Here is a 12,664-nt window from a genome sequence, read left to right as displayed (position 1 = left end):
GGGGGGGGGGGGGGGGGGGGGGGGGGTTCCCACGACGGAAGCCTGTCCGTGTGGCGCCCTCACCCCGGCCCTCTCCCGCAAGCGGGAGAGGGAGAAGGAGGATCACGCCGCGGCTTTGTTCGGCTGGCCGATCGACGCGAAGGTCTTGCCTTCGTCGGCGAGCTTCTTCAGCAGCGGCGCCGGCTCCAGCGACGGGTCGTTGGTGGCCTTGGCATAGTAAGCGAGCCGCTCGGCGATGTGCTTGAGGCCGACGCTGTCGGCGTAGTGCATCGGGCCGCCGCGATAGATCGGCCAGCCGTAGCCGTACAGCCAGACCACGTCGATGTCGCTCGGCCGCGCCGCGATCTTCTCTTCGAGGATACGGGCGCCCTCGTTGATCATCGGGTACACCATGCGCTCGAGGATCTCTTCGTCGCTGATATCGCGGCGCTTGAGGCCGAGCTTGGTCAGCGTGTCGTTGATCAGCGTCTCGACTTCCGGATCCGGCAGCGGCGAGCGCGAACCGGCTTCGTACTTGTAGTAGCCCTTGCCGGTCTTCTGGCCGAAGCGGCCAGCTTCGCACAGCGCGTCGGCGATTTCCGACTTGATGCCGCGGTCCTTGCGCGAGCGCCAGCCGATATCGAGGCCGGCGAGATCGCCCATCGCGAACGGGCCCATCGGCATGCCGAACTTGGTGACGACGGCGTCGACCTGCTGCGGCAGCGCGCCTTCGAACAGCAGCTTCTCGGACTGCTTGGAGCGGGCCGCCAGCATGCGGTTGCCGACGAAGCCGTCGCAGACGCCGACCACGACCGGCACCTTGGCGATCTTCTTGGCGATCGACACCGCCGTGAGCAGCGCATCCGGCGCGGTCTTGGCGCCGCGCACGATCTCGCACAGCTTCATGACATTGGCGGGCGAGAAGAAGTGCATGCCGAGCACGTCCTGCGGCCGCTTCGTCGTCGCGGCGATCTCGTCGACGTTGAGATACGACGTGTTCGAGGCCAGCACCGCGCCGGGCTTGGCGTAGGCGTCGAGCGCGGTGAACACTTCCTTCTTCACCGCCATGGTCTCGAACACCGCCTCGATGATCAGGTCGGCGTCCTTGACGTTCTCAAGGCCGACCACGCCGGTGATCAGGCCCATCCGCTTGGCGGGCGCGTCCGCCGGAATGCCGCCGCGCGCCGCGGTGGCTTCGTAGTTCTTCTGCATGATGCCCATGCCGCGCTTGAGCTGCTCCTCGCCGGTCTCGATCAGCGTCACCGGGATGCCGGCATTGGCGAACGACATCGCGATGCCGCCGCCCATCGTGCCGGCGCCGATGATCGCGACGCGGCTGACCGGGCGCGGCTTGGTGCCGTCCGGCACGCCGTCGACCTTGGCGGCTTCTCGCTCGGCGAAGAACGCGTAGCGCTGCGCCTTCGACTGATCACTCGTCAGCAGCTTGAGGAAGCCCTCGCGCTCCTTCTTCATGCCCTCGTCGAACGGCAGGTCGATCGCCGCGCCGACCGCGTCGGCGCAGGCGAACGGCGCTTCGAGGCCGCGCGCCTTCTTGGTCATCGCCGCGACCGCATTGGTGAAGATCGAGCGATCGGCCTTCGCAGCTGCGAGCTTAGAGTCGTCGTCGCGCAGCCGGCGCGTCGGGCGCTTCTCGGCGACGACCTTCTTGGCGAACGCCACCGCGCCCGCGGTCGGGCCTTCGACGATCTCTTCGATCAGGCCGTGCTTGAGCGCTTCGGCCGCGCCGATCGGGCTGCCGCCGACGATCATCTGCACCGCGAGTTCCGGACCGACCGCACGCGGCAGGCGCTGCGTGCCGCCGGCACCCGGCAACAATCCGAGCTTGACTTCGGGCAGACCGAGCTTGGCCTCCTTCACCGCAACGCGGAAGTGGCAGCCGAGCGCGACTTCGAGGCCGCCGCCGAGCGCGGTGCCGTGGATCGCCGCAATCGTCGGCTTGGGTGAATTCTCCAGCGCAGCGATGACGTCGTTGAGCGCCGGCGGCTGCGGCGGCTTGCCGAATTCGGTGATGTCGGCGCCGGCGATGAAGGTGCGGCCCGCGCACACTAGGACAATTGCCTGGACTTCGGGATCGGCGACCGCCGCGTTAACGTTTTCCAGAATGCCGCGGCGAACAGCCGCACTGAGCGCATTGACGGGCGGACTGTCGACGGTGACGATCGCGATCGCATCCTGCCGCGCGCGCGTTACGACTTCGCTCATTGCATTCTCCCTGGTGAGTTTCTCGGGTCGCGTTTCTTGTTGGTCTCGGTCGATCTGGAGCCGTTTCGCACTGCGAAATTTAATTCCACATCTTGACAGCGAGGGTTATTTTGAAGAGCGTCGCTTGTCAACGACCAGCATAATCAACAAACGCGCCGGGAATGAAACGTCCTCCGAAAAAAGCCGCGACAGATCGCAGTTTCGTCGTCGCGCTGTCGCGAGGGCTGGAGGTGCTCCGCGCGTTCGGCCCCAATGACGGCCTGCTCGGCAATCAGGAGATCGCGGCGCGCACCAAGCTGCCGAAGCCGACGATCTCGCGACTGACCTACACGCTGACCAAGCTCGGTTACCTCACCCAGGTGCCGCGATTCGAGAAGTATCAACTCGCGCCCGCCGCGATGTCGCTGGGTTATGCGGCCCTCGCCAATCTCGGCGTGCGTCATCTGTCGCAATCCTTCCGCGACGAATTGATGCAGCAGACCGGCGGCGCGGTCGCGGTCGGCGCGCGCGACCGGCTCAGCATGATCTATGTCGGTCAGGCGCGATCCAGCCTCACCGTCGGCGTCCAGCTCGATGTCGGCTCACGCATCCCGATCGCCACCACCGCGATGGGCCGCGCTTATCTGTGCGCGCTGCAGGGCGACGAACGCGCGGCTTTGCTGCGCGACATGCGCGATTACTACGGCAGCCGCTGGCCGCGCATCAAGGACGGCATCGAGCGCTCAGAAGAGATGGTCGCCAAATACGGCTTCACCATTTCGGCCGGCGAATGGCAGGACGACGTGCACGCCGCCGGCGTCGCACTGACGATGAACGACGGCACCGGACCTTACGCGTTCAACTGCGGCGCGCCTGCATTCCGCTTTACGGAAGAACGACTGATCAACGACATTGGACCTCGCCTATTGGCGATGGTAAGGAAAATCGAAGCGGCGCTCGGCGGGACAGCGGCGCCGCTATCAAGACGAACCGACAAATCTGAAAACAAGAAAACTAAGTCAGGAGGGAAAGTTGCGCGTGTCGTCGAGGGGATCAGGTAGCATCCGTCGTCGCGAAGCGTCGCCGATGATCATGCTCCGCCGCCCGGTTCAGGGCCGCAGCAAATGATGCAGGCACATTCGGGACAAACCGCGTCACCGCTGCTCGCGGTGCGCGACGTCAGCGTCGTGTTCGGCGGCATCGTGGCGTTGAACGGCATTTCGTTCGACATGAAGAAGGGCCAGATCCTCGGACTGATCGGCCCCAACGGCGCCGGCAAGACCACGCTGTTCAACTGCCTGTCGCGGCTGTATCAGCCGAGCAAGGGCGACATCCTGCTCGAAGGGGACAGCATCCTCACCCGGCCGCCGCATCGCATCTCCGAGATGGGCATCGGCCGCACGTTCCAGAACGTCGCGTTGTTCCCGAATCTTTCGGTGCTCGACAACGTGCGCGTCGGCACGCATGCGCGCACCAACAGCGACATCGTTTCGGATTCCCTCCGCCTGCCGTGGATTCGTCGCGGCGAGAAGGAGATGAACAAGCGCGTCGACGATATCCTCGGCTATCTCGAACTGCGCAACGTCGCCCACACCCCGGTGTCGGGCCTGCCGTTCGGCACGCAGAAGCGCGTCGAGCTGGCGCGCGCGCTGGCGACCGAGCCGAAGATCCTGCTGCTCGACGAGCCGGCCGGCGGCCTCAATCACGAGGAAGTCTACATCCTCGGCGACCTGGTCAGGAAGATCCGCGACGACCGCGGCGTCACCGTGCTCCTGGTCGAACACCACATGGGTCTGGTGATGTCGATCGCCGACCACGTCGTCGCGCTGAATTTCGGCCGCAAGCTCGCAGAGGGAACGCCCACGCAGGTGCAGAACGACCCGGATGTGATCAAGGCCTATCTGGGGAGCAAGGACCAATGACAGCGCTGCTCAACGTTCGCGACCTGCGCGCCTATTACGGCCAGGTCCAGGCGCTGCACGGGCTCGCCTTCGAGCTGCAAGAAGGCAGCCTGACCACCCTGCTCGGCGCCAACGGCGCCGGCAAGACCACGACGCTGCGCGCGATCTGCAACATGGTCCGCTCCACCGGTTCGATCGAGTTCGAAGGCAAGTCGCTGACGAAGAGCTCGACCGAGTCGATCGTGAAGCTCGGGATCGCCCACGTTCCTCAGGGCCGCGGCACCTTCACGACGCTCACCGTGCACGAGAATCTCGAACTCGGCGCGATCAGCCGCAAGGACCGCAAGGCGATCGAAACCGACATCGAGCGGATGTATGCGCACTTCCCGGTGCTGAAGCAGCGTCACACCCAGCAGGCCGGCACGCTGTCGGGCGGTGAACAGCAGATGCTCGCGGTCGCCCGCGCGCTGATGCTGCGACCGCGGCTGATGCTGCTGGACGAGCCGTCGTTCGGTCTCGCCCCGCTGGTGGTCCGCGACCTGTTCAAGATCCTCGGCAAGATCAATCGTGAAGACAAGGTCAGCATCCTCGTCGTCGAACAGAACGCGCAGCTGGCGCTCGAACTGGCCGACCAGGCCTATGTGATCGAGACCGGCCGCATCGTGATGTCCGGCAAAGCGGACGACATCGCCAATAACGAAGACGTCCGCAAATCCTATCTCGGATACTGAGGAGACTGCCATGGAACTTCTGCTGAATCAGGTCCTGGCAGGTATCGCCACGGGCGCCATCTACGCATGTATGGCGCTGGCCGTGGTGATGATCTATCAGGCGATCGACCACCTCAACTTCGCCCAGGGCGAAATGGCGATGTTCTCGACGTTCATCGCCTGGCAGCTGATGCAATGGGGCGTGCCCTATTGGGGCGCCTTCGTGCTGACGCTGGCGCTGTCCTTCGCGGGCGGCATCGTCATCGAGCGGGCGCTGTTCAAGCCGCTCGGCAACGCGCCGGTGCTGACCCACGTCGCCGGCTTCATCGCGCTGTTCGCGATCATCAACTCGGTCGCGGGCCTGACCTGGGACTTCACCATCAAGCAGTTCCCCTCGCCGTTCGGCTCCGCGCCGTTCCTGGGGAGCCAGCTGATCTCGACCCACCAGGCCGGCATGATCGGCGTCACCCTGGTGCTGCTGCTGCTGCTGTACTTCTTCTTCCAGTTCACCCGCATCGGCCTCGCGATGCGGGCGGCGGCGGCGCAGCCTGAATCGGCCCGTCTCGTCGGCGTCAACACCTCCTGGATGATCGCGCTGGGTTGGGGCATGGCGGCGGCGATCGGCTCGATTGCCGGCATGCTGATCGCTCCGGTGGTGTTCCTCGAGCCGAACATGATGGGCGGCGTGCTGATCTACGGCTTCGCCGCGGCCGTGCTCGGCGGTCTGTCGAGCCCGCTCGGCGCTGTGATCGGCGGCTTCCTGGTCGGCATCTTCGAGAACCTCGCCGGCACCTACATCCCCGGTGTGGGCAACGAACTGAAACTGCCGATCGCGCTGGCGCTGATCGTCACCGTTCTGGTCGTCAAACCCACGGGCCTGTTCGGCCGCAACATCGTCAAGCGAGTCTGATCATGAGCGCGTTGCAGGAAATCGTGAACGATACCCAGCCGATCGAAACCACGCCCAAGAAGTACATGGCGCTCGGCACCTACGCTTCCGTGGTGGTGGTGCTGCTGCTGTGTATCGCACCGCTGTTCATGAAGAACTTCGTCATCTTCCAGATGACGATGGTGCTGATCTACGCGATCGCGGTGCTGGCGTTGAACATCCTGACCGGCGGCTCCGGCCAGTTCTCGCTCGGCCAGAGCGCGTTCTACGCGCTCGGCGCCTACACCTCGGCGATCCTGATGGACACGTTCGGCGTCAATTACGCGCTGACGCTGCCGATCTCGGGCGCGATCTGCTTCATCGCCGGCTATCTGTTCGGCCTGCCGGCGCTGCGGCTCTCGGGCATCTACCTGGCGCTCGCGACCTTCGCGCTTGCCACCGCGATGCCGCAGCTCCTCAAGCTGCACTACTTCGAAGCGTGGACCGGCGGCGTCCAGGGTCTGGTCATCACCAAGCCCGACGCGCCGTTCGGCCTGCCGCTGTCGCAGGACATGTGGCTGTACTACTTCGTGCTGGCGATCTCGATGGTGATCTACGTCGCCTCGGTGAACCTGCTGAAGTCGCGCTCCGGCCGCGCCATGATGGCGATCCGCGACAATGAAATCGCGGCGTCGGCGATGGGCGTCGACGTGGCGCTGTACAAGACGCTGGCGTTCGGCGTCTCCGCCGGCATCACCGGCGTCGCCGGCGGCCTCGGTGCCATCGCGGTGCAGTTCGTGGCGCCGGACAGCTACACCATCCAGCTGGCGATCGCGCTGTTCCTCGGCATGGTGGTGGGCGGCGTCGGCTGGCTGCCGGGCTCGATCATCGGCGCGGCGTTCATCGTGTTCGTGCCGAACATCGCCGAGCACTTCTCCAAGGGCCTGTCGGGCGCGGTGTTCGGCCTGATCCTGATCCTGATCATCTTCGTCCTGCCGCACGGCGCGCGGCAGGTCGCCTATACGGTGCAGAACTGGGTCCACAAGCTGCGCAAATAGCAGTCGCCAGTCTGACGATGCCTGGCCCCCAGCGCCCCGCGCCGGGGGCTTTTTCTTTGCGCGCGATTCGTCGATGAATCGATGGGGCCTGTCCAAAGGCAGTGAGTCCTCATCCTGAGGAGACCGGCGAAGGCGGGCGTCTCGAAGGATGGGACAACGCATCCCATGCGGCCCATGGTTCGAGACGGCGCTTCGCGCCTTCTCACCATGAGGTCCTGCTTGTTGCGTACGTTTGGAAGGCTGGATCCAGGATGCCCTCAGCCGAACTGCTGCTGGCCCTGGTTCTGCAAGGCTGCCCCCCGATCGGAGGATGCAACGCGGCCGCGATCGGGCGTATGGATGGCGTCGTTCCGCGCCGCGCGCGCCCTGCCGAGATGCTCGATGCTGTCGTTCTGCCTTCGTCACACGCGCCGCAGCGCGCTGTTTGTACTGCTCGCCCTCGCTTCCACCAGCGGCGCGCTGGCTCAGAACGCCTACGACCCCGGCGCCAGCGATAGAACGATCCGCATCGGCAATCTGATGCCCTATTCGGGCTCAGCCTCGGCCTACGCGATCGTCGGCCGGATCGAGCAGGCGTATTTCCGGATGATCAACGACCAGGGCGGCATCAACGGACGCCGCATCGAATTCGTCTCCTATGACGACGCCTACAGCCCGGCCAAGGCCGTCGAGCAAACCCGCAAGCTGGTCGAGAGCGACGAGGTGCTGCTGATGTTCAGCCCGATGGGCACGCCGTCGAACGTCGCGATCCAGAAGTATCTCAACGTCAAGGGCGTGCCGCAGCTGTTCGCCGCCAGCGGGGCGACGCGGTTCGGCGATCCCAAGGCGTTTCCCTGGACGATGGGCTGGCAGCCGCCCTACCAGGTCGAGGGCCGGGTCTATGCCAAGTATATCCTGGTCGAAAAGCCGGCGGGCCGGATCGCGGTGCTTTATCAGAACGACGACCTCGGCCGCGACCTGCTGAAGGGCCTGAAGGACGGGCTCGGCGACAAGGCGACGATGATCGTCGCCGAAGAAAGCTACGAGGTGACCGAGCCCAGTGCCGACAACCATGTCGCGCGGCTGAAGGCGTCCGGCGCCGACGTGTTCGTGTCGATCACCACCCCGAAATTCGCCGCGCAAAGCATCCGCCGCGCCGCCGAGATGGCGTGGCGGCCGCTCTACATCCAGGCGCTGGTGTCGGCCTCGATCGGCGCGGTGATCCGGCCGGCCGGGCTGGAGAATGCACAAGGGCTGGTGTCGGCCGCCTACAACAAGGATGCCGCCGATCCGCAATGGGCGGACGATCCCGGCATGAAACGGTTCCACGCCTTTCTCGACGCCTACGCGCCGGACGTCAACCGCGGCGACAACTCTGTCGTCTACGGTTACGGCGCCGCGCAGTGCCTGGTCGAGGTGCTGCGCCGAGCCGGGGACGATCTGAGCCGGGCCAACGTCATGCGCGTGGCGGCGAGCCTCAAGGGATATGCGCCCGACACGCTGCTCCCGGGCATCACCATCACCACCGCGCCGGACGACTTCCACCCCATCGAGCAACTGCGGCTGATGCGGTTCACCGGCGATCACTGGGAACTGTTCGGGCCGGTGATCGACGGGGAACTCCGGAACTAACTGTTAGCTCCCGCGGGCGCGGATTTTGCTCCCCGGCGGCTTGGTCGCATGCGCTCGCTATTGCTGCGGTAGCGAGAAACGTGTTCAATCCGGATCGAACTCAACGAAGTTCGAACCAAGAACAACACCTCACGACCAAGGAGCCTTTCGGAATGCAAACTTTCCGTTCGCGCGCGCTCGCCTTTTCAGCAGCCGCCGCGGTCAGCCTCGCCTCGTTCAGCGGCGCGGCCTTCGCGCAGAAGAAATACGATACCGGGGCGTCCGACACCGAGATCAAGATCGGCAACATCATCCCCTATTCCGGCCCGGCGTCGGCCTACGGCACCATCGGCAAGACCGAGGAAGCCTACTTCCGGATGGTCAACGAGAACGGCGGCATCAATGGCCGCAAGGTGACATTCATCAGCTATGACGACGCCTATTCGCCGCCGAAGGCGGTCGAGCAGGTTCGCAAGCTGGTCGAGAGCGACGAAGTGCTTGCGGTGTTCAATCCGCTCGGCACACCGTCCAACACCGCGATCCAGAAGTATCTCAACGCCAAGAAGGTGCCGCAGCTGTTCGTTGCCACCGGCGCCACCAAGTGGAACGACCCGAAGAACTTCCCCTGGACCATCGGCTGGCAGCCTTCGTACCAGAGCGAAGCGCAGATCTACGTCAAGTATCTCTTGAAGGAGAAGCCGGACGCCAAGATCGGCATCCTCTATCAGAACGACGACTTCGGCAAAGACTACCTCAAAGGCACCAAGGACGCGCTCGGCGCCAAGGGCGCCTCGATGATCGTCGCCGAGGAGACTTATGAGATCTCGGCGCCGACCATCGACAGCAACATCGTCAAGCTGAAATCGGTCAATCCCGACGTCGTGCTGCTGTACGTCACGCCGAAATTCGGCGCCCAGTCGGTGAAGCGGATCGCCGAACTCGGGTGGAAGCCGCTGGTGATCATCACCAACGTGTCCGCCTCGGTCGGCAGCGTGATGCAGCCCGCCGGCTTCGAGAACGCCCAGGGCGTGTTGTCGGCGGCGTATGCCAAGGACGGCACCGACCCGCAGTGGGCCAACGACCCTGCTTTTAAGAAGTGGCACGCCTTCGTCGAGAAGTACATGCCGGGCGCCAGCAAGACCGACAGCAACATGGTGTACGGCTATGGCGCCGCCCAGACGCTGCACAAGGTGCTGGAGATGTGCGGTGACGACCTGACCCGCGCCAACGTCATGAAGCAGGCCGCCAGCCTGAAGGACTTCGAGCCGGACACGCTGCTGCCGGGCATCAAGATCAATACCTCGGCGACCGATTTCGCTCCGATCAGCCAGTTGCAGATGATGCGCTTCAAGGGCGAAAAGTGGGAGCTGTTCGGCGACATCATTTCGGGCGACGTCAAGACCGAGTAACAGCGAGCACCGCGCCGGACGCATAGCGTCTCGACACAACCGGCGCTAACTGAACAAAATGTAACCCCCGGCGAGCCGCCTCGCCGGGGGTTCTTTGTTGCCGGTTCCGGACAAACAGGTTTCAATCCGAACTACGCCGCCCGATCAACGAGGCGGTGACACCTGGTTCAGGAGACGACCCACGATGTCCTTTTCGCGTTCGACTCTCGCGACGCTCTCGGCCGCCGCACTGCTGCTCGCGGCGACCAGCCAAGGCGCCTTCGCCCAGAAGAAATACGATCCGGGCGTAACCGACACCGAGATCAAGATCGGCAATGTCGAGGCCTATAGCGGCCCGGCTTCGGCCTACGGCGTCATCGGCAAGACCGAAGATGCCTATTTCCGCATGATCAACGACCAGGGCGGCATCAACGGCCGCAAGATCAATTTCATCAGCTACGACGACGCCTACTCGCCGCCCAAGACGGTCGAGCAGGTGCGCAAGCTGATCGAGAGCGACGAAGTCTTTTTGGTGTTCAACGCGCTCGGCACCCCGACCCAGACAGCCGTGCAAAAATATCATAACGCCAAGAAGGTCCCGCAACTGTTCGTTGCAACCGGCGCGAGCAAGTGGAACGACCCCAAGGACTTCCCCTGGACGATGGGCTTCCAGCCCAGCTACCGGGTCGAGGCGCGGATCTTCGCCAAGTACATCCTGAAGGAGAAGCCGAACGCCAAGATCGCGGTGTTCTATGCCAACGACGATTTTGGCAAGGACTACGTCGCCGGGCTGAAGGACATCCTCGGCGCCAATTCCAAGCTGATCATCGCCGAAGAGAGCTACGAGACCTCCGAGCCGTCGATCGACGCCCACATCGTCAAGCTGAAGGACACCGGCGCGGACGTCTTCGTCAACATCTCGACGCCGAAATTCGCCGCCCAGGCGATCAAGAAGATGGCCGAGCTCAACTGGAAGCCGATGCACCTGATGACCGACGTGTCGATCTCGATCGGCGCGGTGATGAAGCCCGCCGGCCTCGACGCCTCTGAAGGCGTGCTCTCGGCCGGATATCTGAAGGACGCCTCGGACCCGCAGTGGGACAACGACGAGGGCATGAAGAAATTCAAGGCGTTTCTCGACAAATATATGCCCGGCGCCAACATCTCGGATACCAACCTGGTGTACGGCTATACTGCGGCGCAAACCATGGTGCAGGTGCTCAAGCAGTCCGGCGACAACCTGACCCGCGCCAACGTCATGAAGCAGGCCGCCAGCCTGAAGGACTTTGCCGCCGACACCCTGCTGCCGGGCATCAAGATCAACACCTCGGCGACCGACTTCGCACCGATCGAACAGCTGCAGATGATGCGGTTTACCAAGGGCAAATGGGAAATGTTCGGCGACATCATCAGCGCCGAAACCGGCGGCTGACCGGACACCGACCGTGGCGCGCCGGCCGAACCGAGCCATGCGCAAATACACCTCGGATTTCTACTAACAGCCGAGCTGTTACTTCCGCACTGCAATAAGCCCCTGCCACGTTGTCGCAGGGGCTTTTTGTTGCCGGCATCTTGCGGAGGGTGTTGAATAGTTCTTCAGGGCCGCGAAGAGCCCGAACAACACACACAATCAACAGTCCAAGAAACGGGAGTCAGAAATGCCTTCACTCCGTACGCATGCGGTCGCCCTCTCGGCCGTACTCGCTGTGGCACTCGCGGCGCCGGGCAACGCGCTGGCGCAGAAGAAGTACGATCCGGGCGTCAGCGACACCGAGATCAAGATCGGCAACATCATGCCCTACAGCGGCCCCGCCTCCGCTTACGGCGTGATCGGACGCACCGAAGCGGCGTACTTCAAGAAGATCAACGATGCCGGCGGCATCAACGGCCGCAAGATCAACTTCATCAGCTACGACGACGCCTATTCGCCGCCGAAGACGGTGGAGCAGGCGCGCAAGCTGGTCGAGAGCGACGAGGTGCTACTGGTGTTCAATTCGCTCGGCACGCCGTCGAACTCGGCGATCCATAAATACATGAACGCCAAGAAGGTGCCGCAGCTGTTCGTCGCCACCGGCGCCACCAAGTGGAACGATCCGAAGGACTTTCCCTGGACGATGGGCTGGCAGCCCAGCTACCAGAGCGAGACCCAGATCTACGCCAAATACATCCTGAAGGAGATGCCGAACGCCAAGATCGGCGTGCTGTATCAGAACGACGATTACGGCAAGGACTATCTCAAGGGCCTCGAGGACGGGCTCGGCGAGAAAGGAAGGTCGATGATCGTCATGAAGGAGAGCTATGAGGTCTCCTCGCCGACGATCGACAACCACCTCGTCAAGCTGAAGTCGAGCGGCGCCGACGTGTTCATCAACATCACCACGCCGAAATTCGCCGCGCAGGCGATCAAGAAGAACGCCGAGATCGGCTGGAAGCCGGTGCACTTCCTCAACAACGTGTCGGCTTCGGTCGGCAGCGTGATCAAGCCGGCCGGCTACGAGGCCGCACAAGGCGTGATCTCGGCGGCCTATCTCAAGGACGTCAGCGACGATCAGTGGAAGGACGATGCCGGCATGAAGGAATTCCTCGCCTTCATGGACAAGGACTTCCCGGACGGCAACAAGCTCGACGGCGGCACGATCGTCGGCTACGGCGTGGCGCAGACGCTGGTCGAGGTGCTGAAGCGGTGCGGCGACAATCTGACCCGCGAGAACGTCATGAAGCAGGCGGCGAGCCTGAAGAACTTCCGCACCGAAGTGCTGCTTCCCGGCATCACCATCAACACCTCGGCGACCGATTTCGCGCCGATCAGCCAGCTGCAGCTGATGCGGTTCAAGGGCGAGAAGTGGGAGTTGTTCGGCGACGTCATCAACGGTGATGTCGGGGGGTAGCTTCTCGCGTCATTGCGAGCGAAGCGAAGCAATCCAGCGCCGTGCACTGAGCTGGATTGCTTCGTCGCTTCGCTCCTCGC

General features: G+C 63.8%; 10 protein-coding genes. 9 read left to right on the top strand and 1 reads right to left on the bottom strand.

The genetic code is table 11. The annotated features are described in order from the left end of the window. Positions 1–102 precede the first annotated feature (102 nt). On the bottom strand, positions 103–2,202 hold the full coding sequence (locus IP86_RS20565) for a 3-hydroxyacyl-CoA dehydrogenase NAD-binding domain-containing protein (protein ID WP_054164295.1): 2,100 nt from the start codon (positions 2,200–2,202) through the stop codon (positions 103–105). A gap of 161 nt (positions 2,203–2,363) precedes the next feature. Here IP86_RS20565 and IP86_RS20560 point away from each other — a divergent pair, with 161 nt between their 5' ends. The 9 genes from IP86_RS20560 to IP86_RS20520 all read left to right on the top strand — a co-directional run bounded on the left by IP86_RS20560 (position 2,364) and on the right by IP86_RS20520 (position 12,584). After that, entirely contained in the window at positions 2,364–3,242 is an 879-nt protein-coding gene (locus IP86_RS20560) for an IclR family transcriptional regulator (protein ID WP_054164294.1), read from the top strand. Between the two features lie 63 nt (positions 3,243–3,305). Beyond that, positions 3,306–4,103 carry an ABC transporter ATP-binding protein gene (locus IP86_RS20555; RefSeq protein WP_054164293.1) on the top strand — a complete coding sequence of 266 codons (798 nt, stop codon included), beginning with the start codon at positions 3,306–3,308 and terminating at the stop codon, positions 4,101–4,103. Beyond that, on the top strand, positions 4,100–4,813 hold the full coding sequence (locus IP86_RS20550; protein WP_054164292.1) for an ABC transporter ATP-binding protein: 714 nt from the start codon (positions 4,100–4,102) through the stop codon (positions 4,811–4,813). Before IP86_RS20555 ends, IP86_RS20550 begins: the two co-directional genes overlap by 4 nt. A gap of 10 nt (positions 4,814–4,823) precedes the next feature. Next, a complete protein-coding gene (locus IP86_RS20545; protein WP_054164291.1) occupies positions 4,824–5,702 on the top strand; it encodes a branched-chain amino acid ABC transporter permease in 879 nt (292 codons plus the stop codon). A gap of 2 nt (positions 5,703–5,704) precedes the next feature. Continuing rightward, entirely contained in the window at positions 5,705–6,718 is a 1,014-nt protein-coding gene (locus tag IP86_RS20540) for a branched-chain amino acid ABC transporter permease (RefSeq protein WP_054164290.1), read from the top strand. A 381-nt stretch (positions 6,719–7,099) separates the two neighbouring features. Further along, a complete protein-coding gene (locus tag IP86_RS20535) occupies positions 7,100–8,329 on the top strand; it encodes an ABC transporter substrate-binding protein (RefSeq protein WP_054164296.1) in 1,230 nt (409 codons plus the stop codon). A 152-nt stretch (positions 8,330–8,481) separates the two neighbouring features. After that, on the top strand, positions 8,482–9,717 hold the full coding sequence (locus IP86_RS20530) for an ABC transporter substrate-binding protein (protein ID WP_054164289.1): 1,236 nt from the start codon (positions 8,482–8,484) through the stop codon (positions 9,715–9,717). Positions 9,718–9,901: 184 nt separating this feature from the next. Then, complete coding sequence (locus IP86_RS20525; protein ID WP_054164288.1) at positions 9,902–11,128, top strand: ABC transporter substrate-binding protein; 1,227 nt, start codon at positions 9,902–9,904, stop codon at positions 11,126–11,128. Positions 11,129–11,354: 226 nt separating this feature from the next. Continuing rightward, positions 11,355–12,584: an ABC transporter substrate-binding protein gene (locus tag IP86_RS20520; RefSeq protein ID WP_054164287.1), complete on the top strand. Its 1,230-nt coding sequence runs from the start codon at positions 11,355–11,357 to the stop codon at positions 12,582–12,584. Positions 12,585–12,664 lie beyond the last annotated feature (80 nt).

Origin of the sequence: Rhodopseudomonas sp. AAP120 (genome assembly GCF_001295845.1) — a bacterium.
In the GTDB taxonomy this organism is placed as follows: domain Bacteria; phylum Pseudomonadota; class Alphaproteobacteria; order Rhizobiales; family Xanthobacteraceae; genus Rhodopseudomonas.
This window is presented reverse-complemented; position numbering and strand designations above follow the sequence as displayed.